The organism is Enterococcus sp. AZ079, from assembly GCF_050547255.1.
Classification (GTDB): Bacteria; Bacillota; Bacilli; order Lactobacillales; family Enterococcaceae; genus Enterococcus_D; species Enterococcus_D casseliflavus.
Window position 1 is genome coordinate 3,290,145 of sequence record NZ_CP172955.1, and the last position, 23,768, is coordinate 3,313,912.

20 protein-coding genes are annotated in these 23,768 nt (G+C 43.7%); 5 read left to right on the top strand and 15 right to left on the bottom strand.

The window, feature by feature from the left end; genetic code table 11:
• Positions 1-22 precede the first annotated feature (22 nt).
• From IGJ15_RS15660 to IGJ15_RS15675, 4 genes are all read right to left on the bottom strand, one after another.
• Entirely contained in the window at positions 23-1,465 is a 1,443-nt protein-coding gene (locus IGJ15_RS15660; RefSeq protein ID WP_005226517.1) for a glycoside hydrolase family 1 protein, read from the bottom strand.
• 381 nt (positions 1,466-1,846) lie between these two features.
• Complete coding sequence (locus IGJ15_RS15665) at positions 1,847-3,154, bottom strand: PTS sugar transporter subunit IIC (protein WP_010748511.1); 1,308 nt, start codon at positions 3,152-3,154, stop codon at positions 1,847-1,849.
• 326 nt (positions 3,155-3,480) lie between these two features.
• Positions 3,481-4,794, bottom strand: coding sequence for a PTS sugar transporter subunit IIC (locus tag IGJ15_RS15670; protein WP_010748510.1), 1,314 nt, complete (start codon positions 4,792-4,794; stop codon positions 3,481-3,483).
• Positions 4,795-4,801: 7 nt separating this feature from the next.
• On the bottom strand, positions 4,802-6,082 hold the full coding sequence (locus IGJ15_RS15675; protein ID WP_010748509.1) for a DUF4038 domain-containing protein: 1,281 nt from the start codon (positions 6,080-6,082) through the stop codon (positions 4,802-4,804).
• A gap of 321 nt (positions 6,083-6,403) precedes the next feature.
• Here IGJ15_RS15675 and IGJ15_RS15680 point away from each other — a divergent pair, with 321 nt between their 5' ends.
• Positions 6,404-7,591, top strand: coding sequence for an IS110 family transposase (locus tag IGJ15_RS15680; protein WP_010748508.1), 1,188 nt, complete (start codon positions 6,404-6,406; stop codon positions 7,589-7,591).
• A gap of 157 nt (positions 7,592-7,748) precedes the next feature.
• Here IGJ15_RS15680 and IGJ15_RS15685 read toward each other — a convergent pair whose 3' ends face one another.
• The 9 genes from IGJ15_RS15685 to IGJ15_RS15725 form a co-directional block, all read right to left on the bottom strand.
• Positions 7,749-8,606, bottom strand: coding sequence for an alpha/beta hydrolase (locus IGJ15_RS15685; protein ID WP_010748507.1), 858 nt, complete (start codon positions 8,604-8,606; stop codon positions 7,749-7,751).
• A 12-nt stretch (positions 8,607-8,618) separates the two neighbouring features.
• Positions 8,619-10,067 carry an FGGY-family carbohydrate kinase gene (locus IGJ15_RS15690; protein ID WP_010748506.1) on the bottom strand — a complete coding sequence of 483 codons (1,449 nt, stop codon included), beginning with the start codon at positions 10,065-10,067 and terminating at the stop codon, positions 8,619-8,621.
• A gap of 1 nt (position 10,068) precedes the next feature.
• The gene (locus IGJ15_RS15695) at positions 10,069-11,010 is read right to left on the bottom strand and encodes a transketolase family protein (RefSeq protein WP_010748505.1); all 942 of its coding nucleotides are present in this window, start codon (positions 11,008-11,010) and stop codon (positions 10,069-10,071) included.
• Positions 10,997-11,833, bottom strand: coding sequence for a transketolase (locus IGJ15_RS15700; protein ID WP_010748504.1), 837 nt, complete (start codon positions 11,831-11,833; stop codon positions 10,997-10,999). Before IGJ15_RS15700 ends, IGJ15_RS15695 begins: the two co-directional genes overlap by 14 nt.
• Positions 11,824-13,242 carry an L-fucose/L-arabinose isomerase family protein gene (locus IGJ15_RS15705; protein WP_010748503.1) on the bottom strand — a complete coding sequence of 473 codons (1,419 nt, stop codon included), beginning with the start codon at positions 13,240-13,242 and terminating at the stop codon, positions 11,824-11,826. Before IGJ15_RS15705 ends, IGJ15_RS15700 begins: the two co-directional genes overlap by 10 nt.
• Before the next feature lie 31 nt (positions 13,243-13,273).
• Positions 13,274-13,561, bottom strand: a complete 288-nt coding sequence (locus IGJ15_RS15710) for a hypothetical protein (RefSeq protein ID WP_010748502.1) — start codon at positions 13,559-13,561, stop codon at positions 13,274-13,276.
• A gap of 170 nt (positions 13,562-13,731) precedes the next feature.
• On the bottom strand, positions 13,732-14,739 hold the full coding sequence (locus IGJ15_RS15715) for a LacI family DNA-binding transcriptional regulator (RefSeq protein ID WP_010748501.1): 1,008 nt from the start codon (positions 14,737-14,739) through the stop codon (positions 13,732-13,734).
• A 117-nt stretch (positions 14,740-14,856) separates the two neighbouring features.
• Entirely contained in the window at positions 14,857-16,878 is a 2,022-nt protein-coding gene (gene pulA / locus IGJ15_RS15720; RefSeq protein WP_010748500.1) for a type I pullulanase, read from the bottom strand.
• 345 nt (positions 16,879-17,223) lie between these two features.
• Positions 17,224-17,838 carry a TetR/AcrR family transcriptional regulator gene (locus IGJ15_RS15725; protein ID WP_010748499.1) on the bottom strand — a complete coding sequence of 205 codons (615 nt, stop codon included), beginning with the start codon at positions 17,836-17,838 and terminating at the stop codon, positions 17,224-17,226.
• A gap of 319 nt (positions 17,839-18,157) precedes the next feature.
• Between IGJ15_RS15725 and IGJ15_RS15730 the strand changes: the two genes are divergently transcribed.
• Genes IGJ15_RS15730 through IGJ15_RS15740 form a run of 3 tightly spaced genes read left to right on the top strand, consistent with a single transcriptional unit; the run spans position 18,158 to position 19,222 of the window.
• The gene (locus IGJ15_RS15730; RefSeq protein ID WP_005226473.1) at positions 18,158-18,484 is read left to right on the top strand and encodes a PadR family transcriptional regulator; all 327 of its coding nucleotides are present in this window, start codon (positions 18,158-18,160) and stop codon (positions 18,482-18,484) included.
• Entirely contained in the window at positions 18,471-19,061 is a 591-nt protein-coding gene (locus tag IGJ15_RS15735) for a DUF1700 domain-containing protein (protein ID WP_010748498.1), read from the top strand. The genes IGJ15_RS15730 and IGJ15_RS15735 overlap by 14 nt, the downstream gene beginning before the upstream one ends.
• Entirely contained in the window at positions 19,058-19,222 is a 165-nt protein-coding gene (locus IGJ15_RS15740) for a hypothetical protein (protein WP_005226470.1), read from the top strand. Before IGJ15_RS15735 ends, IGJ15_RS15740 begins: the two co-directional genes overlap by 4 nt.
• Positions 19,223-19,514: 292 nt before the next feature.
• On the opposite strand, the gene IGJ15_RS15745 is transcribed toward IGJ15_RS15740, so the two are convergent.
• Entirely contained in the window at positions 19,515-20,000 is a 486-nt protein-coding gene (locus tag IGJ15_RS15745) for a hypothetical protein (protein ID WP_005226468.1), read from the bottom strand.
• A 258-nt stretch (positions 20,001-20,258) separates the two neighbouring features.
• On the opposite strand from IGJ15_RS15745, the gene IGJ15_RS15750 reads away from it, so the two are divergent.
• Positions 20,259-21,632, top strand: coding sequence for an MFS transporter (locus IGJ15_RS15750; RefSeq protein ID WP_010748497.1), 1,374 nt, complete (start codon positions 20,259-20,261; stop codon positions 21,630-21,632).
• Between the two features lie 121 nt (positions 21,633-21,753).
• Here IGJ15_RS15750 and treP read toward each other — a convergent pair whose 3' ends face one another.
• Positions 21,754-23,733, bottom strand: a complete 1,980-nt coding sequence (gene treP / locus IGJ15_RS15755) for a PTS system trehalose-specific EIIBC component (protein WP_010748496.1) — start codon at positions 23,731-23,733, stop codon at positions 21,754-21,756.
• Between the last annotated feature and the right edge of the window lie 35 nt (positions 23,734-23,768).

Genomic DNA, 23,768 nt, shown 5'->3' on the forward strand with positions numbered 1-23,768 from the left:
ATCCGTGAGTCTAACGAAACACTTAGGCCAACTCTTCTCCGTTTGTTGCAATGACTTGTTTGTACCAATCGAAGGATTTTTTCTTGGAACGATCCATCGTGCCGTTGCCTTCGTCATCAAAGTCAACATAAATAAAGCCATAGCGTTTGCTCATTTCGCCTGTTGAAGCACTGACAAGGTCGATACAGCCCCATGGCGTGTAACCGATCAAGTCTACGCCATCAGCGATCGCTTCCCCCATTGCTTCAATGTGGCGGCGCAAGTAATCGATACGATAGTCATCTTCGATCTTACCTTCTTCGTTAAAGGTATCAATGGCTCCTAAGCCGTTTTCCACGATAAACAATGGTTTTTGATAACGATCATACAATTCATTCAACGCGATGCGCAGCCCTTCTGGATCGATTTGCCAGCCCCATTCACTTGCTTCTAAGAATGGATTGCGGACGCCGCCTAACAAGTTTCCTTGCACTTCATCGGCTTCTTCTGTGGTGATATCCACGGCAGAAGACATGTAGTAGCTGAAGCCAACATAGTCAACAGTATGTTCAGCAATCAAGGCTAAGTCTTCTTCGGTAATCTCAAGATCCTCTTTATTGACGCCGTGTTCTTTGTACAAACGATCCGTAAAGGATGGGTATTTTCCACGTACCTGCACGTCGGCACAGTAGTAGTTGAAGGCTTGATTATGGATCATCGTCGCCACTTGGTTGACTGGGTTCGCATCAATGCTGTAAGTCGTTGCATAAATGATCATACAACCGATCTGTAACTCTGGGTTTAATTCATGGCCGATTTTGACTGCTTTACTGCTGGCAACAAATTGGTTGTGCCACGCTTGGATCACGTTTGTAAAGTCGCTGGCACCCGTGCTGTTGACCATTCCTTGACTCAATGCGGAGAAATGGAAAGCAGAGTTGATCTCATTGAAGGTCATCCAGTATTTGACTTTGCTGTGGAACCGTTCCAAGACAACTTTTGCAAAACGTTCATAGAAATCGATCAATGCTCGGTTTTTCCAGCCACCGTATTCTTTGGCTAAATGCAAAGGCATTTCATAGTGAGAGATCGTAACCACTGGCTCGATCCCGTATTTCAAACATTCATCGATCAGCGCATCGTAAAATGCTAGCCCAGCTTCGTTTGGTGTCGTTTCATCGCCTTTTGGAAAAATACGTGTCCATGCGATGGAAAAACGATAGCTCTTGAAGCCCATTTCTGCAAACAACGCAATGTCTTCTTTGAAACGGTCATAATGGTCGATCCCGCGATGATTTGGGTAGGTGTATTTGTCCTCATCGATCGTCCAATCAAACGTATCACTGCCTAAAATCGCTAAACGCTGTTTGCCGCCAGGCATTGCATCCGCCACTGACAAGCCTTTGCCATCGCGATCGAACGCCCCTTCTAATTGATTCGCTGCGGTCGCGCCGCCCCATAAGAAATTTTCTGGAAATTTTGCCATTTGCTCGTTCTCCTTTTGTTTTCTTTTGATAAACCTACCTAGCTGATTACTGAAAAATCCCCGATAAAAAACAAAAAACCTAAATAAGAGCCGCTGCTAAAACGAGAAGAGCGCTTTCTTATTTAGGTCTTGCCTGATCGAGTCAGTAACAATCCACGTGGGTTTTCTTTCTTTAACTATAGCACTAACTCGTTGGCTTGTCATCATAAAATCGGTTTCTTTTAACCAGCGATCTTTTGAAAAAAGGGGAAATTTAACCAGTAAACCCTGTCAAATTAGCTTCTTTTAAAGAGTTTTTTATGAGTAGCCATTAAACAATTTCCTAACAATTACTGTTGACCCTTTCTATACGTTTAAGCAACTCCCTTTGATCTTCAACCATCAAGAAATCACTCGATCCATGCTTTGTTCTGCTGCTTTTTCTTGCGTTTCTTGCGCCAATTCTTGTTCGGCATTTTTCTTATCCAAAATGCGGACAAATGGGTAATAGATCAAGGCACACAAAGGAATCATCAGTAATTGAGCCGCCGCAAGTTTCCAACTTCCTTGTAAAACTCCCGAAAGAACAACTGGAGCTCCAAAAGGCACTTGCATCCCGATAGGAATTGGTAAAATATTCGTGATGGTTAAGATATAGCCTAAAATAACACACACAACTGGGCTTAAAATGTAGGGGATCGCCAGAATCGGGTTCATCACGATAGGCAATCCGAAAATTAGTGGCTCATGAATCCCAAAAACTGCCCCTGGCGCTCCCAATTTACCAATCGTTTTAAATTGTTTGCTTTTTGATAAAAACAACAGGACAACAATTAAACCAAGCATCGCTGAAAAGTTGGCATAGATGCTCCAAAATGCACCAGTTACTATATTGGGCATAGGCTCTCCCGCTTCATAAGCAGCTAAATTTTCTAGACTAAGTACCGTCATTATTGGCTGAATAATACCAAAAACGACTGCTGCGCCATGAATGCCAAACACCCAAAGTAGTTGCATCAGCAATAATGCAATACAAAGAGACCAGATCGAACCTCCGAGACTTTGCAGTGGAATTTGTAGAATCGTGTATACAAATTGATGGAAACTACCGAATTCCGTCATCTTCCACAAACCGGCTGTTATCGTAAATAAGACTGCTACTAACACTGCTGGAACCAGTCCCGAAAATGTTTTGGCAATCGTTGGTGGTACACCCTCCGGCATCGTGATAACCAAGTTTTTATCGACAAAAAACACATACAAACGGGCAGTTAAGACACCCACGATCATCGCCGCAAACAACCCTCTAGCCCCCAGCCAGTCAAAGGTCAAGGCATTGATTACAAGCTCTCCATCTTCAAAAACACTGATTGGTGTTAAGACTAAAAAGGAGAACAAGGAAACAAAACCAGGGATCAAGCCTTCTTTTCCATACAAGCCTGCCAATTTATAAGCGATGGAAAAAGCGGCATAAATAGCCAATGCATTTGTCGTAAATTGAGCCGGTAAGGCGATAATATCGCGAAACGGGGCAATCATTGATTGATAAACCCCGATTTGCATAGAAGACAACAGTGTACTGAATGCGCCGATGATCATGATTGGCAGTAGGGTCATCAATCCAATTGAGATTGCTTGCATATACTTATTTTGCTGAATCTTACTTGCGTAGTACTGGCCTTTTTCGGTGAACTTCTCTGCGAAAGTCATATAATACACTCCTTTTTGATCTGTGTCCGAGAAACAAAACGTCTTGATAGCAATTGTGGGGGAGCAGCTGGTATCTTTTTTAAAAAGACCCACACTGAGTAAAATCAAAAATCAGAAAATCTATTTGTGTCACATTTGCATTAGGATCATCGGCGTTTCCCCGAACCATTCGATTACTAAGTAGATCAATCAGAGCCTATCTGCTTTCGGGAATGGCCGATCATTGACTGGATTCACCGTCTTAAGAAATCAAGTGTGCAAAAATTCACCTTGTCCCTTGTTGAAGAAGAACAAGGTCCTGCCTTTTACGCATTGTTCCCCTGAAGTCAGACGGTTTCTCCAGCTGGATCGATACTTTCAGTTTGAACCTCTGCTTGCGCTGCTTCTGCTTCTGTTTTTAATTTTCCTTTATCTAATATTTTGACAAAAGGAATGTACAGCAAGCAGCCTGCCAAAACGCAAACGACTTGTAGAACTGCGACCTGCCAGCCTCCAGCTAGAAACCCATTTAGAAAAATCGGTGTGTCAAAGGGAACTTGTACGCCACTAAGTCGTGGGACGATCCCACTCCAGATCGCTAGGTACGCCACAAGCACTTGAACCAATGGTGTTAATATGAACGGAATCGCCATGATTGGATTCAAAATCAGCGGTAAGCCAAAAATCACCGGCTCATTAATGGTGAACAATCCAGGAACGGCACTCAGGTTAGCGACTGTCCGTGATTGTTTTGATTTCGCCAACAGCAAAATAACGATAATCAATGACAATGTTCCCCCAGCCCCACCAATACCAGCAAACAAATCATAAAACGACTTACTCAAAATATTCGGCAACTCGGAACGAGCAACGCCGCTAGCCAAAGCATCCATATTTTCCACATCCATTGGTAAGTACAAAGCGGTGACAAAGCTACCCACCACCAACGAACCATGGATACCGAAGAACCATAGCACCATTTGGATCAGTACAATAAATAACAACGAACCTACACTAGAAGACAAGCTTTGCAGCGGCATTGCCAAGATTTGATAGATGAAATCTGAGAATGAGCCATAAGAAGTAAAACTGAATGCCCAGCTAATGACGATCGCGGTAAACCCAGAAATAATTGCTGGAATCAAACCGGCGAAGGTATCCGTCACAAATTGCGGCACGCCTGCTGGCATTTTGATGGCGATATTTTTTTCTAAAATAAAGCAGTACAAACGAGCAAAGACTAAGCCACAGATCATAGCGGTAAACAAGCCTTGAGCACCGAGTTTGCTCATGTCGAGGGTCGTTGTTTCCTCTAAGGTAACCATTGGCGTCATCATCAAAAAGGCAAACAGTGAAACGATGCCGGCAGGAACCGCCGATTGCTTAAATTCTGTCGCTAAACGGTGACCGACCAGAAAGGAAGCGTACACTGAGATAACCCCGACGGTCATACTGTAACCGACGGAAAAATAGCCGCCAATATTGATCGAATTGATAAAGTCTGTCCATCCTTGAATCGGCAAAACTGCTAACAATAAGGCGATCGAACCAATAATGTTGATCGGCAGCGTCGCCATCAACCCGTTTGAAATTGCCTTTAAATACCGATTGTTGGAGATTTTATCTGCAAATACTAACACCTTATCCATATACTTATCCATTTTCTTTTCACTCCTTTATTTGGATGACAAACAATACATCTTCATGACAATTGTGGGGATGGAAAACAGTGATACCATCGGTAACTGTCAGTTTTGGTTTCAAGAAACGATTGGTATTCAAATCGATCAATGTGACGGTCGCTGTAGAAAGATCTCCTTGCAGACGAACTGTTGTATTGCTTGGCAAGTAAAGCAACGCATCCTTCGATCCTGCGATGGCTGCCATACGAATCTGTTCATCTGCATCGATCAAGCGCTCTTGGCAAGGCACAAGCTCCTGAATATTTAATAATTCGAATAATTGCTTGATAAAGCCATAGTCATCTGCCCCAGGAAAAGATAAAGCTTCTGGCCAAATCATCGGACGATCAAACGCTTCCCCGATTTCTTCCGCAAAAGTCGCCGTCGGGGTTTGCCAACTCCAGATGCCGTGGGCACCGTACGTGATCCCAGCCGCGCCGCCGGCTAACAGTGATTGCCATGCCGCTTTGCGGACATCCTTTTGACCAAATCGGCCGTATACGTGACGGGCATAGCCCATTTGTTCATAGCAAGGTTCTGAGTTGATGATCGGCAGCTGCGGTTGTCTTTGATAAAAACGCTCTGCCAAATAATAAGGCATATTCAAAAAGGCGCTGTTATGACCTGATTGGTATAAAAATAAGTCCAAATGTTCGACGATCGTTGCGGGAATCTCTTCAAAACGTCCCTTTATATGAATCGTTTTCAGAGTATTGGGCGAATGCTTTTCAAAGAAAGCAAAGGCTTCTAGATACGTATCGATGGTTGGCTGTGTTGGGAAATCCGTATCGCCACCAATAAAGTAGATCGGATGGAAGGCATCAAAAGTCGCAATCACTTTTTGATAGTAGGCCTGGCGGCAATCCTCCGGCAACACGTTGCGTTCTTTGTCCAACTGGCTAGCCCACGTTCCTGCGACATAGTTTGACCACAAGACGACCAACGCTAAAGTAAAGCCTTTCTCGTCGGCAATTTTACAAAGACGCTGAGCCCGTTCGAAATAGGCATCCTCCCAAACAGTAAAATCAAAGACGCCCGCATCAAGAGGAAACGGCAAGCAGTCAAATTGACCACGGCTGCGATCCCATTGCGGTAACACATTGATTTGAAGGGTATTGAAGCCCTGCTCTTTGCGTTTGTCTAAGTAAGTGATCCAGTCATTTTCTTGAATACTAGTAAAGGCACTCCAACAAGTGTCAGCTAAATAAAAGAAATGCTGTCCGTCTCGCAATAAGGTGCGTTTGTTTTGGCTTACGGTGATTTTCACAGTGGTGCTCTCCTTGTATATTAGAGTTAGGGTTTTAACCTTCCGGTTTTGATTGGATAACCCTATGAACCATCGTTATTTTAATTTGGTATTAACTCATTCATTTTGAGATAATATATTTATTGGATTGAGAGGCTATGCCGTTGCCTCCTTGAGTTTTGAAGCTCGTAATCGAAAGACTGGCACCTCTCTCTGATAAGTGGATTACGTATGAGTTAGATGTTGAAAGTTTTTGCTTTACTCCGTATCTCGTACAAGGTAGTGACGCTTTTCAGTTGAGCGGGTTTCAATCCAAAATATTTTTTTAGAAAGGTCAAATGTATGTACTTCTTAGGAATTGATATCGGCAAGCGAACTCACGTGGCTTCTTTAATGAGTGAAGAAGGTAAAGTGATCCTAAAAGGTTTTTCTTTCCCTAACACTACTGAAGGAGCTGATTCCCTGATTGAGCGGCTTTCAAAATATTCAGAGACTCCCGCTGACTTTATTGTCGGAATGGAAGCTACGGGTCATTATTGGCTCTCCATCTTTTCATACCTCCACGAATCAGACTTTTTGATTCACGTTGTGAATCCTCTTCAAACCGATGGCTGGCGCAAAGGAACAGAAATCAGAAAACGAAAAAATGATATTATTGATTCTGTTTTGATTGCTGACTTGATGCGTTATGGTTCCTTTGTAGAAACAGTATTGTCTGATGAAAATGTTTTTTCGTTAAAACAACTTTCACGTTACCGAACCTATTTAGTAGGTACCGCAAGCGACTTCAAACGAAAAATCATAGCTGTACTAGATCAAGTGTTTCCTGAATATGCATCAATTTTTTCTAAACAAGGTATTTTCGGAAAAGCGTCTAAAGAGTTATTGCTTGAGTTTAGTTCTCCTATAGAGCTAGAAGAAATTTCGGCAGAAACGTTGGCTCAATACTTAGCTGAGTTAAGCAGGAACCGAATAAAGCCAGAGAAAGCAGATCAATTGAAGCAAGCAGCTTCTAACTCCTTTGGAGTGAAATTTGCTCAAGAAGCTTTTACATTTCAATTACGCTCCATGATTGAACAATTGAAATTCATCGAAAGCCAAGTAAAAGAAACTGAAAAAGAAATTAAGCGCATAATGAGTAATTTAGACTCTGTTATTCTCACAATCCCTGGAATCGGCCCTATAAATGGCGCGACAATTCTTGGTGAAATTGGAGACATTCGCAAATTTTCTAATCCGAAAAAACTGGTTGCTTATGCTGGCATAGACGCGTCTGTGTCCCAATCTGGGCAATACGAAGCAACACATAATGTTATGAGCAAGCGTGGATCTCCATACTTACGAAAAGCCTTGTTTTCAGCTGCTCTAGTTGCTTCTCAATGTGATCCTGTTTTTCGCGCGTTTTATCAGAAAAAAATTTCTGAGGGAAAGCATCATCTGACGGCCTTAGGTGCTGTTTCTCGTAAGCTTTGTTATGTGATTCATGCTATTTTAACTAAAAATGAACCTTATAAGATTGTTTCCGATTAGCTATTGAACAATCAAAAAAATCTAATAGTGAAAGGTCTATTTGTTGTACTCATTTTTTGGACTTAACTGTTATAAAATATTTTTTTGATTTAGCTAATTTTCACTTGACTCTATATAGTTAGTCTTTCATCGGCACAAGTTGTGCACCGACGGTTTTTTAATCAATATAACTACTGAGCCAGCCTTCGCACAGCTCAAACCATTTAGCGACATGGGCATTGTGGTGACTTGGCTTGCGTGCCGTTGTTCGATCCGCTAATGCCAGTCCGTGTTCGCCTTTTTCAAAAATATGCAGTTCGAATGGAATCTCGGCTTCTCTTAATTTGACCGCCAGCTTCAACGAGTGCGCCACATCGACTAAGACGTCTTCCGTCGTATGCCAGAGAAACATCGGAGGTGTCCACTGATCGACATGATGCAAAATGTTCATGGATTGAATGGCTTCTTCCGTCGGTTGTTTACTCCCAAAAAAGCGTTCGTTGGCAGTTAAAGGTTTTTCGATCAGACTAGCAGCAAAGCCTAGCTCATCGATTGGGAAGGCATGCTCTTGATAAACCAATGGGTAGCCGGCGATCGCCAAATTCACTTTCAGTAAGTCACTGCTAACGCCCAACGCTTCTGCCAGCTCAGCATCGTGCCAGCGCGTCGCTAACTGCAACGCTAGATGTCCGCCTGCTGAAAAACCGCAAACGATGATTTGCTCCTCATCCACCAACCATTCTTGAGCATGCGCACGAATGGTTTTGACGGTTTGGGCGGCTTCCATCAAGGCATTGTGGGGAACGTTTTTCACTTGGTCACCGGTGGTGTACCATAAAACAACACTATTTAGCCCGATACTATTGAATTTCAAGGCAATGACTTCCGCCTCTCGATCACTGGTAAATGCGTAGCCGCCGCCTGGACAGACGATCACTAGCGGTCGTTTCTTGCCGACATTGTACTCTTTGGATTGGTGCAATAAATAGGTATCCACGTAAGCCGTTTGATTCAATTGGATTCGTTGGGTCTCCATATAGTTCCTCCTTTATCCTTCACTAAAAGCAGCTGATTTCTCAATGAACCGTTTCCATTTTTCATATTTCAAACGGATCACGGCCTGTTCGGCTTGCGGAACGATCGTGGTTTGCTGAATAGCTGGTTCATTCATGATTGGATTGGCAACAAGCATCGTGCCGATGGCTGAAAATTCTTCGACTTCGCTGACGATGACGGGTTTATTGATCAAAGTCGCTAATAAGCTCATCAAGGCGCGGTTTTTCGAAACACCGCCATCGATCATTACCTGATTGATCAGTCGTTCAGCGACTTCTTCCATCAAATCGATCACTGCTTTGATTTGAAAAATGATGCTTTCTAAAACGGCTTTCAACAGCTCATGAGTCGTCGTCGTGCGTTTCATGCCGACAAAGCTGGCAGTCATCGTATTATCCCAAAAAGGGGCACCCATTCCTTGCAATGCTGGGATAAAATAGATGTCTTCTTGACTGTCATTGGTCAGCACTTCTTGACAGATCTCAGCTACATCTGGCAGCGGAGCCACTTGCTCACTGAACCAGTTGATGGCGTCACCACAGGAACGGATGATGCCTTCTAGCGCAAACGCTGTTTCCTGGCTAGTTTGCCAGCCGACCGTCGTCAAAATGTGGCGATCTCGCAACGTCTGCTCCTGCTGCACTTGCATCATGATCGAACAACCGGTACCCATCGTGATTTTTACATCCCCAAGGCTTTGACAACCTTCCCCGAATAATGCCGCTTGTGAATCGGCTAAGATTCCTTTGATAGGGATTCCGTGATAGTTACCGAAAACCGTATCAGCAGGTTTGATCGCTGGCAAGTCTGCTAGATGGATGCCAAAAAGTTTGACGAGTTCTGCATCCCAACGGCCCTCTTCAATATTGTAAAACAATGTTCGGCAAGCGTTGCTGGCCTCTGTCGCAAATACCTTCCCTTGCGTTAAATTCCACAACAGCCAGCTGTCCATCGTACCGATCGCCAACTCGCCAGTTCCCGACTTTTCCTTGATAGCCGATAATTCTTGTGCCAGCCATTTCACTTTGGTGCCAGAAAAATACGGGTCTAAGCGTAAACCGGTCTTTTGATTGATCGTCCTTTCCCAGCCTTGTGCCGTCAATTCTTCACAAATCGCGGCGCTGCGGTTGCATTGCCACACGATCGCATTGTACAGGGGATTACCAGTCAATCGGTCCCAAGCAACGATCGTTTCTCGCTGATTGGTCAATGACAAGGAAACGATTTGATCTGCAGTGATCGCTTGTTCTTGAAACACTTGTGCCAGCAATTCTTGGACATTTTGCCAAATCTCAAGGGGATCATGTTCGACCCACCCGACTTTTGGATAAATTTGGCGGTGTTTTTTATCGTAACGCTGCAGGATTTTCCCTTCTTGAAACAGTAAGAGCTTGGTACCGGATGTACTCTGATCTAAAACCAGCTGATAGGTCTTGTCCATCTTAAGCTCCTAGAAACGCAACCGCTGTTTTCGCTATGGAGGCACCGTCTAAGCCATAATGGGCAAACAGTTCTGACGAAGAACCAGTAATCAAGGCTTCATCCGGAAAAGCAATGATTTTTTGTCGAATGTCCGTTTCTTCTGTCAGTGTTTCCGCCACGGCAGCTCCTAAGCCGTTGTATTGGCTGTGTTCTTCCACAGTGATCACGGTGCCTGTTTCTTTCGCCACTCGTTTGACCGTTTCTGAATCAAAGGGCTTCAAGGAATGAACATTTAAAACGGTAGCAGTGATACCTTGTTTTTCCAATAGCTCAGCAGCATCCAACGCTTGGCGCACGGTTTCGCCGGTGGCGATCAATGCGACATCTTGGCCGCTTCTCAGCTTAATGGCTTTGCCGATCTCAAAAGGATAATCTGCAGAATCATAACAATCTTCAACAGGATTGCGACCGAGACGGATATAGGCTGGTTCATTTGATGCCGCTAAGGCTTTAAACATTTGGATCGTTTCAAAGCGATCTGCTGGCAACAGCACTTGCAAATTAGGGATCGCTCGTGCCACTGCGATGTCTTGCAAGGAATGATGACTCATGCCTAATGCCCCATAACTGACACCGCCGCTGATACCTACGAGTTTGACATTCTTATTCGAATACGCGACATCGACTTTGATCTGCTCGATACTGCGCATGCTGAGAAAACAAGCTGGAGAGGCAACGAAAGGGCGTTTGCCCATATGGGCTAAGCCAGCCGCAATACTGACGATGTTTTGCTCTGCGATCCCTACTTCCACCAATTGTGTCGGTAATTCCTTGGCAAAAGGTGCTAACGAAGCGGAACCACGAGAATCACTGGTCAACACCGTGATCGCAGGATTCTTTTTTCCTTCTTCAATCAATACGTCGCACATCGCTTGGCGATTGGCAATATTATTTTTTCCCATGAGTCAAAACCTCCATTTGCTGATCAAGTTCGGCAATGGCTTGTGCAAGCTCTTCTGCCGTGGGCACTTTATGATGCCATTGCGCTTGATTTTCGGCTGCAGAATAGCCTTTGCCTTTGATGGTTTTAGCAATGATCAGCTTCGGTTGATTGGGCTGATGCGGTTTTTCTAATGCAGCCACCAAGGCAGCCATATCATTGCCATCAACGATATGCACATCCCAACCAAAGGCACGCCATTTTTCATCTAGCGGCTCCACTGCCATCACATCTTCCGAGGCGCCCGTGATCTGCAAGCCGTTGCGATCAATGATGGCGGTCAAATTGTCCAGCTGGTAGTTGGCAGCCGCCATGGCTCCTTCCCATACCGATCCTTCTGCTAATTCGCCATCTCCCAACAACGTATAGGTTTGATACGTGCGGTGATCCAGTTTGCCTGCCAAGGCGATCCCTACTGCGACAGGTAAGCCGTGGCCTAGCGAACCAGTATTCATCTCAACACCAGCTACTTTATTGTTTGGATGACCGATCAGTCGTGAACCAAATTGCGAAAAGGTGGCTAATTCTTCTTTCGGCAAAAAACCTTTGTCCGCTAAAACGGCCCATAGTACTTCTGCCGCATGTCCTTTACTTTGGATATACTGGTCACGATCTTGCTTTTGGGGCTCTTTCGCATCGACATTCATTATCCGATAATACAAGGCCACTAAAATATCGGTACAAGAAAGATCCGAACCAGTATGACCCGTTTTTGCTTGATAGATCAGCTCTAACACGGATTTTCGAATCGTTAAAGCCTTCATCTCCAGCTCGTTTATTTCCATGATTGATCCCCTCTCAAGTATGCTTTGACGTCTTCTTCGATTGGATCATAAAAATCTGGCTGCACGCCGATGTATTTGCACGCTTCATACAAGATCGGCACCACATTTTTTCTGACCGCCGCAACATGATGAATATAAGGGCCTTCAACGAGTTTGAATTCCAAGCGATTCAAATTTGCAAATTCCAGATAGAGATAGGTCCCTTGATTGTATGGGCCATCGATCCCTTTACCAGTACCCATCAGCAGTGAGTACTCGCCGTTGTCCCCATCAAAGCGACACAGCGTATACTCGTCTTTGATTGCCCGAAAAGCGACTGATCCTGGATAGTCAAAAACAAAATGTCGTTGCGGCAAGATCGGTTTGGTCTCTGCGGTGGAATAAGCAAAAACTCCTAAGTGCTGCAGCAATTCGCCATTCTCATTTTCTGGATGGCGGCAGTTGACATCCGCAAAGATTGCTCGGTGTTCCCCCAACGAAGCGGCTTCGACCAACAGTTCCGAGATCGCCCCATGGACATCCGTCTCACAGACAAAAGGCAAACCTTCTTCTTGTAACAGCGACAAGGAGGCATACGGTAAAATACCGATTTCGTCTTGTAAGGCCGTCCAACACTGGATGACTCCTGCATTGCAGCCGTAGCTTTCACATAAGTTTTGCAAAGCCACTTTAAGGGCTGCCACCATCTCCAAATCTTTCGCCGAAATTTGGACTTCCGTATTGGTTTCGAAATAATCAATGACTGCTTGCACTTTATCTGGCTGCTGTTCTTTGACTTTCTTGATTTCTTGCACCACTTCTTGGATCGGTACTGGTGATAGCGAAATATTGAAACGCTCCAATAGTTCGCCTTCGTTGCAGATCACAGTCCAAAAATCAAAGGGGCGTGGGCCAACTTGCAAGATTCGTGTTTGTTTGAAGGTCTTGACGACATTGCAGACTTTGATAAAGTCTTGCAAGCCGCGGGCAAATTCTGGTGAATCAATATCAGAATTTTTGACATAGGTGAAAGGTACCTTGAAACGGCGCAAGACTTTCCCAATAGCGAAAAGACCGCATTGCGTATCCCGCAAACGTGAACCGTCGGCGGCTGGCGTCTCATCTTTAGGTCCCCACAGTAAGACGGGGACATCTAGTTTTTTGGCTAGACGAGCACAGGCATATTCCGTACCAAAGTTTTCATTGGCTAGAAAAAGACCGTCGATCTTCGCTGCTTTGAATTTTTCGGCGATTTTTTCAACCCCTTCATCATCGTATAGTAAGCCGTCTTCGTTGATATCTAAAATATCTACATAATCAATGGCAAGTTCGTCCATTTTTTGTCGTGTCAGATTGGCGTACTCAATGGCTGCTTCTGCACTAAACAAATTTCTTCTAGTCGGGGCGAACCCGATGGTTACTTTATCCATAAAACCACCCTTTGCGTTTTAGTATATTTAGCTAAATTTTTATTTCTTCGACGATTCGTGCTACATTTTTGCTCAGAAATTCCTCATCCGTCAGTAAAACGATTTTTTTATCAGGAAAGGCTGCGGCGACTTTCGCTTGATTGAAGCGGGTTTGAGGAGCTAAAATCAAAAAATCATAGTCATTCCCCACCATAAATATTTCTGAAAAAGGCGCGGAATTGACTTGGTAATGCTGTTCATCCGCTAGTTGCTCTTTGAGCGCTTTGACGAGCAGTGCACTGGAGAGCCCAGTGGCACAAAAGAGACCGATCTGTGTCATCTATTCACTTCCTCAAAATGTAATCCCTTACTTTTTACACCTTAAATATAACACAAGCTAAATATTTTGCAATAGTTTTAGATAAATATTTTTGTTTAATAACTAAAAAAGGACAAAACGCTTGCTAAACGTTTTGTCCTTCTTCTTATTTTTCATATTATTTTTTATTCTTAATTGATGCTTTCGCGTTCGACGATCGTCGTGGCGACCAGCATTTTCAGATGGTTTTCATCTTCACTCGTGATTTTCTCGATCAAGCGTCGCACGGCTTGGCGACCAAGGTACACTTTATCTACTTTGACGGTGGTCAGTGGTGGGTTGCAAAATTCCGCCAAAGGAATATCATCGAACCCAACAATGGTCAACGGATGATCGGGAAACACTTCGCGAATGGCTTTCATGGCACCGATGGCGATATTGTCATTGACCGCAAAAAAAGCGCTTGGCAACGGTCGCTGATCGGCACGCAAGGATTCCAAATAGACCTTCATGTCTTGATAGGAGCCTTCCAAGGTGGGTTCTACTAAGGCTTCCGTCTCTTCATAATGGATCAGATCATGCTCTTGGATCGCTTGGATGAACCCTTGCTTGCGTTCCCGAAAGTTGTTGATTTGAAAGGTTGAATTGATGATGCCGATGTCACGGTGGCCTTTTTCGATCATCTTTTCAACGATCTCATAGGCACTGTCACGATTATTGATGGCGACAAAATCAAAGTCCTGCGAATTAAACACCGTATCTAAAATCACTAACGGTACTTCCAAATGGCGAAAGACTGCTAAATCTTGTTTTTCCAATTCCGTTCCTAACAATAGCAAACCATCTGCTAATTCTGGACGGATCTTTTCAATCGGGTCTTCTTCTGGTGCCAGTGTGATATGGGAAATGACCAGTTCATAGCCTAACGCACTGCACTCCATTTCGATTCCTCGGATCAATTCAGAAAAGAAAGGCGTATCCCCTACGACATTTCCTTGTTTGTTCATTACGACAAATTTGATTTTTTGGCTTTCCGTTTTTTTAATTTCTCGCTGATCAAAATACCCCATATCACGAGCGATCTTCAAGATCGCTTGCCGTTTTTGTTCACTGATCCCCTTACGATTGTTGATCGCATTAGAGACTGTTCCGCTGGAAACGCCAGCTTTTCGGGCAATATCAGAGATCACAACTTTCATTTGCTCACCGCTTTCTGCTTCTCATTCTGTTAAAAGTATAGCAAAAGAATTGTTTTTTTACTACCAAAAAAGCTAAAACAAACTAAAATTTTTAGTTTGTTTTAGCTTCTACTTTGATTAGTTACTTTGTTCCGCCAAAATGCAGAAGGACAATGGGTCGATGGTTATCCTTGGCGCTGCTACGCCGCGAGAAGCGATCCCAGCTCCTTTGGGGTCAGCAACGAGGTGCCAAGAAGTATTTTCTGTTGTCGTCGGTAAGTCAAAGGACCAGCTTTCTTCCGTGCTGTTGAGTAAAACGAACAAGGAACGCCATGGATGCTGTTTGTCACGATTGGGTACTTGATACGCCAAGCGATTTTCATCCTTTGTCTCATAAAAGACCATGCTTTCAGTCGTTTGGGTCGTGGCATCTCTCAATGGTGCATAGGACTGCCGCAATGCCCACAAGCCCCGATACAGCTCGCGCAATTCTTTGAAGGTTTTGGCACGTGCCCAATCCAGCTGATTGACTACCAGTGGCGAACGGAAGGAGTTTTCATCGCCTTCTTTGGTACGGCCAAATTCTTCCCCAGCTTGGGTCAGCACGGCTCCTTGGCTAGTAAACAAAATGGCTGCTGCTAGTTTGTTACGGGCTAAAAGCTCACGATCAAAATCATAATTTCTTTCCTTCGCTGAAGCTTGCATGGTTGCCACCAGTTTGTCCCATAAGGTCAAATTATCATGGACTGACGCATAGGCGATCACTTGGCGGGGCGATTTTGCCCAACGCTCGGCGCCTTCTTGCCCAGCAACTTTCGTATTTCCTTGAATCGCCGTTGCCAAATTTGCTGCATAAAAGGTTTGCTTGACTTGCGGTTGACCATTCATTCCTTGAATAAACGCGCCGTCTGTTTCTTCAAAGACATCGCCTTTGATACTGTCTCTTAAATCATTGCTAAAAACCGCAACGCCTTCTGACAGTGCCCAAACATTGCTTTTGTTCGCTGGGATATTCGGCTGAATAATTTGATTGCTGCCGGCATCCCATGGCTCGCCGTATAAAATCACATGGCTGAAGCCGGCATCATCTAGGCGTTGCCGCAACTGGTTCATGGTTTCCACATCGATCAAGCCCATCAAATCAAAACGAAAGCCGTCGATTTTGTATTCTTGCGCCCAATATAAAACTGAATCAATGATAAATTTGCGCATCATTTTCCGTTCAGAAGCCACTTCATTGCCGCAAGCAGAACCGTCCGCAAAATTCCCCGCATCATCTTGGCGGTAGTAATAATCAGGCACCGTCAAATTAAACCATGATTCTTCTGTGATCGCAGTGTGATTGAAGACCACATCCATTACAACGCCGATGGCTTCTTCATGCAGCGATTGGATCATTTGCTTGCATTCACGAATCCGCGCCTTGGGATCACTAGGATCAGAAGCGTATCGTCCTTCAGGGACATTGTAATTTTTCGGATCATAGCCCCAGTTGTAGGCAGACGAAGTTTCATCATTGTCAAAATCGAAGATCGGCAGCAGATGAACATAATTGATCCCCAGCTCTTTTAAATAAGCCATGCCAGTTGGTTGACTTTCATCCCCCACCAGATGGGTCTTTTTTTCAGTAAAGGCTAAATATTTCCCGCGATTTTCTGGTGAAATCCCGCTGTTTTCGGCGCCACTGAAATCTTCGACATGCAATTCCCAAATATAGGCATCTGTGATCGATTGCTGACCGACGCCGTGAGTCTCCTGCCAGCCTTCAGGATCTGTTTCCTTTAAATCAATGATGGCCCCACGGTTCCCGTTGATCCCTACTGCCTTGGCATAAAGATCCACCGCTTCGACTTTTTGACCGTCTCGTTGAAATTCAAACGTATAAAACAGCTCTTTGACGGTTTCTTCCGTCGTGACTTGCCAACAGTTGTCTTCTTGGACCATTGGCAGTGTCAGCAGGCGATCGTCAGTCCCAGCGACACCGCTTTGATAAATCAATACTGAAACAGCCTCTGCCTCTGGTGACCAGCATTTGAACGTGGTTTGCTGTCCTTGAAAAGTCACACCAAGATCATTCCCGTGATACGTATGTTCTTCTAAAAAACCGATCCTGCGATCGATCGCAATCTTTTTTTCTCCATACTGCGTGTTTTGTCCCATCAAAATTCCTCCATTCAACGTTGCTAACTATAAAACCCAGTTACTTTTCTGCTATTTCTACCTTCTCATATTTCTTGAAAATTGCCAACAATAAGCCGCCTTTTCTTTGACCTAAAAATAAGCCTTAACACTACAGACAAGCCCTTTTCTTATTTTGCTAAACGACTCCGCACCTCTTTTTATCAAAAGAAAAACCCCCACTCGTTGAACGGCTCTTAAAGAATAGCTATTGCTTCTAATCTTTAAGATCACTGCTCCGATGGGGATTGTTGAAAAAGAAGAAATCAATAATGGCAATGATAGCTGTCACAATATTCTGAAATCTCTTCCTCTCTTTCTCGCTATCTATTGATCACTTACAGCTAGACCTGATTCGAGTAAGGTTTTAGGTAAATCACCTTGATAAAAATCGACTGGTTCATGAAGGACTCGCTGCCAATAATTTTGTGTCTCTTTCAAAAAATTAGCATTATCTTGCGTATTTCCTTCACGAATAAACAGCAATACCAACCCACTAAAAAAGATCAAGGCTTTTTCATGATATTTTCTCAGATCGCTTTTATGCGCACATTGAAAAACAGCTGATTCAGCAATTGCTTCTTGAAAATAAGCAAAAGAACGCTCTTTTATGTAAGGACCACAGCCAATATCATTTAAAAAAAGTGCGAAAAAGAGGTTACGATTGCGGCTGGCAAATACGTAATAGTCCTGCCAAAAGCTGTATAAGGAATCGAGTGTCTCTTCTGACTCTTTTTTTGTTTCGTGAATGTCGCGAAATACATCATCAACCATCGCCTGTTTATAATTTTGCATGTTTGAAAAATTTAAATAGATCGGTTGGGTCGATGTTCGTGCATATTTAGCAATGTCGCGGACAGTGATTGGTCGATAAAGATATTCCACCAGATATTTTTTTAAGCAATTGATCAAATATTTTTTCGTAATCGTTGCTTTTCTCATAATACCCCTTCCTTTCTGGACGTCACCAATTCTTGCTGATGTTCGTCTCATTCACTTTGACTACTTGCAGCTTTTAGAAGCACAACCAACGCCCATTTTCTTACTGAAAGTAATCTTTATACTTCTACTTTAACAAAAAAGAGCACGTTAACCTATACTTTCCGCCGATTTTCTTAATTTTATTTTTTATTTTTGACCATTTTATTAAAGAAACTCTTGTTGTCTTATGGTGCTCAGACTTAAGGCTGATTTTGACTGGTGCTGCTTGTGGAATGATACTATGTAATGTATAGTATGAGTATGAACAGGAGGAGAGCCTTTGGATGCCCAATTAAAAAAAGGATTATTGGAAATTTGTGTTTTGGCTTATTTGCAGCATGGTGACTCTTATGGCTATGAATTAGTCAAAAACATATCTCCTTTACTGCCAATCTCAGAATCAACGCTCTATCCTATCTTGAAGCGCTTAGAAGCCAGCCGAGCGGTTGAGACTTATAATAAAAGCCATCAAGGACGGACCCGAAAATATTACCGCTTGACCAAAATCGGAAAACAGCGGATCGACGATTTTTTAACCAACGACTGGCCCCAATTGACATTGATCCAGCGATTTATTAAAGGAGGAACATTAGATGAACAGAGTTGATTTTATCAAGGCATTGGCTGCGGAATTATCTGAAAAAGTCAGACCTAGCGAGATTCATCAGCTGATCAACTATTATGACGAGATGATCGAAGATTTGATGGAAGAAGGATACACCGAAGAAGAAGCCGTGGCACGCCTTGGCTCCCCAAAAGAACTGATCCAAGCAGTTACCGAAACGGAAGAGGTCGTAGTAGAGATTCCCCGCCGCTTTCATCCCTTTTTGCTCTTGATTTTAGTACTGGGCTTCCCATTGTGGGGCAGCCTCTTGTTAAGTGCCGCTTTGCTGATCCTAAGCTTTTTAATAATCATCTGGTGTGTGCCTTTCACCACTGGCATGATTGGTGTCACTACGTTTATCGGTGGGATCGCCAGCGTTGTCTTAAGTCCCATGCTGATGGCGGATGGTTTCTATCTCTTTTTAAGTCAATTAGGCATGGGGATTTTCTTATTTGGTTTAGGGCTGCTTTGCCTGATCGCCACTTATAGTATGAGCCGACCTTTTTCCCGTCTTACCCACTCCCTTGTCGTTTGGCCGAAATCATTTGTTCAAAACTATCGAAAGAAGGCAGTCCTATGATCAAAATCAATAAGCGCTTTTTCGTTTTTCTCAGTCTGTTGTTTATTATTCTCGGACTGGTCATCACCTTTATCGGTTTTTCAATGTCAGGCTACTCACCTGATGCCTACCATATTGAGCATCGTCGCTGGTATCAACTCGTTGGTTTCTATACGGAATAACAGACGGAAAATAATTATAAGTTGATTTTTTCGTCAGAAAAACTAGCAATTTTCATTAATTTCATGTATCGGTGAAAAAATTGAACTTCTCTTTTTGACGGAACCATATTACTATATAGGTACATCCTGTATCCTATTTCATAGGGTAACCAGAAAAACCCATACCATCCTATGGGTTTTTTTGCTGTCTATAAAAGCAAAAAAACGTGCCGCAAGTCCAGGTATCGCCAAGCCAGCTGTTTTAGCTAACCTTGGCAGAACCTGTCTGCAGTACGTTTTTTCTAATGATCGATTATTCCCCTAGTACTGGCTGTTCTTGCACAGTGCCAATAGGAAACAAGGCGCGAAACACCCGGCGAACGATTGGACCTGCAATGAACAATTGCAACGGCAATGCGACGATCACATTTTTCCCAATGTTGCTTAGCCAATTGACGAACACCGAGTGATCAGGGTTTGGGTGCATCAACGCACCAAAGAGTGACATACAGATCACCATGCCGGCGATCATCAATGAAGAAATCAAACCGATTTTTTTCCAAGTAGCTGATTGATGGTCCAAAAATCGAAACGCCAAACCTTTTGCCGGACCAGAAACAATGAACCAATCCAAAATAAAGGCGACACAAAGGGCTAATGGCAATTCATTCCACGCCAATTGGAATGCCAATGCCGAAACACCGACTTGAAACATGAGGTTATAAACACTCATAAAATACACCATGAAAATACACATAAGTGTCGTATAGATCAAACTTTCTTTTTTATTGATGGGCATGTAACAACTTCCTTTCTCTTTTTCGTACTCGACTATTCTAGCAGAAGAAAATTTTTCGTGTAAGTAAAAGTTTGAAAACTTTCAAAAAAGTTTTTTGCTATTTTTTTATCCACTTCTCTTGACACTTTCTTATGAAATCAGTAGAATAGCGATAGATTAAATCGTACAGATAACAAGCGGGTTCGCTTGTCGAGAGAGAGGCGGTTTCTATGAGAATAGAAACGGTCTCTTTTTTTGCGAATTTTTAGAGGTGAGAATATGGAAAACAACAAAAAACTCGTGGGGGCGATCCTCGCAACCGGATTGATGTCATTTGCAGGTGTGCTGATTGAAACAGCCATGAATGTAACGTTTCCGACATTGATCGATCAATTTACGCTTTCAACATCCGATGTTCAATGGGTGACGACCATCTACTTACTGGTCATCTCCATCATTGTCCCAATATCGACCTACCTTTTGAAACGCTTCTCATTGAGAACCTTGTTTCTAGCTGCCAACGCCTTTTTCCTTGTTGGCTTGGTGATCGACTTTTTATCGCCGACGTTTGCCATTTTGCTGATTGGCCGCTTTTTCCAAGGTGCCAGCACAGGGATCGCACTGCCTTTGATGTTCCACATCATTTTGACTTACTCCCCCTTTGAAAAACGGGGAGCGGCAATCGGCTTAGGGAATTTGACCACTTCCATCGCTCCAGCGATCGGACCGACATATGGGGGCTTATTGACCGCCCATTGGTCTTGGAATGCGATCTTTCTTTTCTTGATCCCAGTCTTGCTGATCTCCCTAGTACTCGGCCTTTACTCGATCCCTAAAACGGCTGGGGCAAAAGACACTTCCCTGGATTTACTGAGTGTATTAGGAATCGTCTTGATGTTCAGCGGCTTCTTATTGTTCTTGAATCAAGTAGGCACCTTAGCGAGTCTACTGCCGCTGCTTTTCGGTTTCATTGGTGCTGGCTTGTTTTATCAACGCTCAAAAGGCCCGAACCCTTTGATTCGTTTGGCTGTTTTGAAAAACCGTAGCTTCAGTTTGTTTCTGTTTGGCTTTCTTGTTTGTCAGTTCCTTTTACTGGGCATTTCCTTTGTCTTGCCGAACTTTGTCCAACTCGTCTTGGGAAAAGATGCCTTTACTGCAGGATTAGTTATGCTTCCTGGGGCGGCGATCGGGGCGATCCTTGCGCCGATCTCTGGTCGGTTGCTGGATAAAGTTGGACCGAAAAAACCGATCCTGTCTGGTTTGACGTTGATTGCCATCGGTTGGCTCGCCTTAGCCCTCGTTTTGCGTTCGCCTTTCATTTGGAGCCTAGTTGCTGGACATGTCTTTTACATGATCGGGATCGGCTTAGCCTACAGCAATATGATGACCACCGGCTTAAACAAGCTGACTCCTGCGTTGTACGCGGACGGTAATGCGATCTTTAATACGCTGCAGCAATTTTCTGGTGCAGTGGCGACGGCTGTGGTGGCGACCATTATCAATTTGGCACAAAATGCGGCGACCGATTACACCCAAGGGACGGTCATCGGCTCTCAAATCGCCTTATTCTTTTTGTGGGCCTTAGTCTTACTGACTTTCCTATTAACGATCAACTACTTCCGCAAAAGCACCGACAAAAAAGCCGTCAGCTAACTGCGGCTTTACCCATTGAAAACCAAGAAAAAAGCCGCTCTCCCTTGAGGGCGGCCATAAAAAAATCCGCTTCCGATCCCCCTTCTTAGTCAAAGGGCGCTCTCGGAAACGGATTATTTTTTTAGTTTAATTCAGCGGAACCAACCGCTGTTTTGGCTGTCACTGTGCCTGTGGTCGTCAATGAAAGCTGACGCACTTTTTCGGCATTCGTGATGACTGTTAAAACATCTGTCTGTTTGCCAGCTGCGGTCACTGCATCTAGATCCATCACTGCAATCTTCGTTTCTGGTGTGACCGTGTCACCTTCAGAAACAAGGACCTCAAATGGCGCACCTTTTAATTCCACAGTATCTAAGCCCATATGAACAAGAACTTCCGCGCCACCAGGCGTTAAAATCCCAATTGCATGCTTTGTTTCAAAAATGCTAGAGATCGTACCTGCAACAGGAGCATAAATCGTTCCATTCGTTGGCTGAACAGCAAAGCCGTCACCCATCATTTTTTGAGAAAAGACAGGATCAGAAACTTCAGTGATGGCAACTACTTTCCCATCAGCTGGAGCATAAAGGGTTTCTTCTGAAACTTGTGCTGCTTCTGGGGCTGCAGTTGTCGGTGCAGCCGTCGTTGGTGCAACAACCGCTGCTGCAGCTGTATCAGCAGCCAATTGCGGTTCTAATTTATTTAAGAAGGTAACTTTTCTAAAGATGATGGTGCAAACAAACGTGATGGCAATCGTCACCGCCATTGAGATGAAGACCATTGGATAGTTTTCAATTTTAAATGATAAGAAGCCAGGCAGTCCCCCTACACCAATACCTAATGCACGGGTATTCGTTGCAGTGATCAGCATTCCACCAAAGGCAGAACCTACCATTGCTGCGACAAATGGGTAAACATATTTCAAATTGATCCCGAACATCGCTGGTTCAGTAACCCCCATGTAAGCAGAAATCGTTGCTGGAACAGAGACTTGTTCTTCTTTTTTATTGCCACGGTGAAGGAACCAAATCGCCAATACTGCCGTACCTTGCGCAATATTTGACAGCATGATCATTGGCCAAAGGTTGGTTGTCCCAAAATCCGCTACTAATTGAGAGTCGATCGCTAGCGTTGTATGATGCAATCCGGTAATAACCAAAGGCGCATACAAGCCACCGAAAATGAAACCAAATAACCAGTTTAATGGTGAGGTCAAGCCAGCATTTACGACCCAAGAAATGCCTGATCCGATTTGCCAACCGATTGGACCTAACACCATGTGGGCTGCTAAAATAGTTGGCAGCAATGAGAACAATGGAACGAAGATCATTGAAACCGCTTCTGGAATCCATTTCCGGAAGAATCTTTCAAGATAAACCAATAAGAAACCTGCCAGCATTGCTGGGATCACTTGTGCTTGATACCCAATTTTATCAATAGTGAAGAACCCGAAGTCCCACGTATAATTTTGAGCAATTTCTGCAGCAGAAGTTGAACTTACTGAATAAGCATTTAATAATTGCGGTGAAACCAATGTAATCCCTAAAACAATCCCTAATATTTGCGTGGTTCCCATCTTACGTGTAATACTCCAAGTAATCCCTACTGGTAGAAAGTGAAAGATGGCTTCACAGGGCAGCCATAAAAAGCCGTTGACACCGTTCCAAAAAGTAGAAGCTTGTGTAATGGTTTGTCCACCTAGAGCTTCTAGCGGTACACCTTCTAAGAAATTTCTCAGCCCTAGCATCAAACCACCGACAATAATCGCTGGTAATAACGGGGTAAAGATCTCAGCTAACGTAGCGATCGCTCGTTGCACGATATTTTGATTGTTTTTTGCAATCGCTTTACTTTGTTCTTTAGAAACACCTTCTATTCCTGATACATCGGTAAAATCATTGTAAAACGTTGAGACATCATTGCCGATAATGACTTGGAATTGTCCCGCATTGGTAAACATTCCTTTGACACTTGGAATTTCTTCAATTGCCTTTTCGTTTGCTTTTGACTGATCGTTCAAAACAAAACGCATCCGTGTCGCGCAATGTGTTACTGCGGCGATATTTTCTTTGCCGCCAACATATTCCAGCAGCTTCTCAGCATCATCACGATACTTTCCCATAATTAATAAACCCCTTTCATCTCCACTTGTATATA

Excerpts from the sequence above, each read along its gene's own strand:
- IGJ15_RS15660 (WP_005226517.1), bottom strand. The coding sequence starts at position 1,465 with ATGGCAAAATTTCCAGAAAATTTCTTATGGGGCGGCGCGACCGCAGCG.
- IGJ15_RS15665 (WP_010748511.1), bottom strand. The coding sequence starts at position 3,154 with ATGACTTTCGCAGAGAAGTTCACCGAAAAAGGCCAGTACTACGCAAGT.
- IGJ15_RS15670 (WP_010748510.1), bottom strand. The coding sequence starts at position 4,794 with ATGGATAAGTATATGGATAAGGTGTTAGTATTTGCAGATAAAATCTCC.
- IGJ15_RS15680 (WP_010748508.1), top strand. The coding sequence starts at position 6,404 with ATGTACTTCTTAGGAATTGATATCGGCAAGCGAACTCACGTGGCTTCT.
- IGJ15_RS15685 (WP_010748507.1), bottom strand. The coding sequence starts at position 8,606 with ATGGAGACCCAACGAATCCAATTGAATCAAACGGCTTACGTGGATACC.
- IGJ15_RS15690 (WP_010748506.1), bottom strand. The coding sequence starts at position 10,067 with ATGGACAAGACCTATCAGCTGGTTTTAGATCAGAGTACATCCGGTACC.
- IGJ15_RS15695 (WP_010748505.1), bottom strand. The coding sequence starts at position 11,010 with ATGGGAAAAAATAATATTGCCAATCGCCAAGCGATGTGCGACGTATTG.
- IGJ15_RS15700 (WP_010748504.1), bottom strand. The coding sequence starts at position 11,833 with ATGGAAATAAACGAGCTGGAGATGAAGGCTTTAACGATTCGAAAATCC.
- IGJ15_RS15705 (WP_010748503.1), bottom strand. The coding sequence starts at position 13,242 with ATGGATAAAGTAACCATCGGGTTCGCCCCGACTAGAAGAAATTTGTTT.
- IGJ15_RS15710 (WP_010748502.1), bottom strand. The coding sequence starts at position 13,561 with ATGACACAGATCGGTCTCTTTTGTGCCACTGGGCTCTCCAGTGCACTG.
- IGJ15_RS15715 (WP_010748501.1), bottom strand. The coding sequence starts at position 14,739 with ATGAAAGTTGTGATCTCTGATATTGCCCGAAAAGCTGGCGTTTCCAGC.
- pulA (WP_010748500.1), bottom strand. The coding sequence starts at position 16,878 with ATGGGACAAAACACGCAGTATGGAGAAAAAAAGATTGCGATCGATCGC.
- IGJ15_RS15725 (WP_010748499.1), bottom strand. The coding sequence starts at position 17,838 with ATGAGAAAAGCAACGATTACGAAAAAATATTTGATCAATTGCTTAAAA.
- IGJ15_RS15735 (WP_010748498.1), top strand. The coding sequence starts at position 18,471 with ATGAACAGAGTTGATTTTATCAAGGCATTGGCTGCGGAATTATCTGAA.
- IGJ15_RS15740 (WP_005226470.1), top strand. The coding sequence starts at position 19,058 with ATGATCAAAATCAATAAGCGCTTTTTCGTTTTTCTCAGTCTGTTGTTT.
- IGJ15_RS15745 (WP_005226468.1), bottom strand. The coding sequence starts at position 20,000 with ATGCCCATCAATAAAAAAGAAAGTTTGATCTATACGACACTTATGTGT.
- IGJ15_RS15750 (WP_010748497.1), top strand. The coding sequence starts at position 20,259 with ATGGAAAACAACAAAAAACTCGTGGGGGCGATCCTCGCAACCGGATTG.
- treP (WP_010748496.1), bottom strand. The coding sequence starts at position 23,733 with ATGGGAAAGTATCGTGATGATGCTGAGAAGCTGCTGGAATATGTTGGC.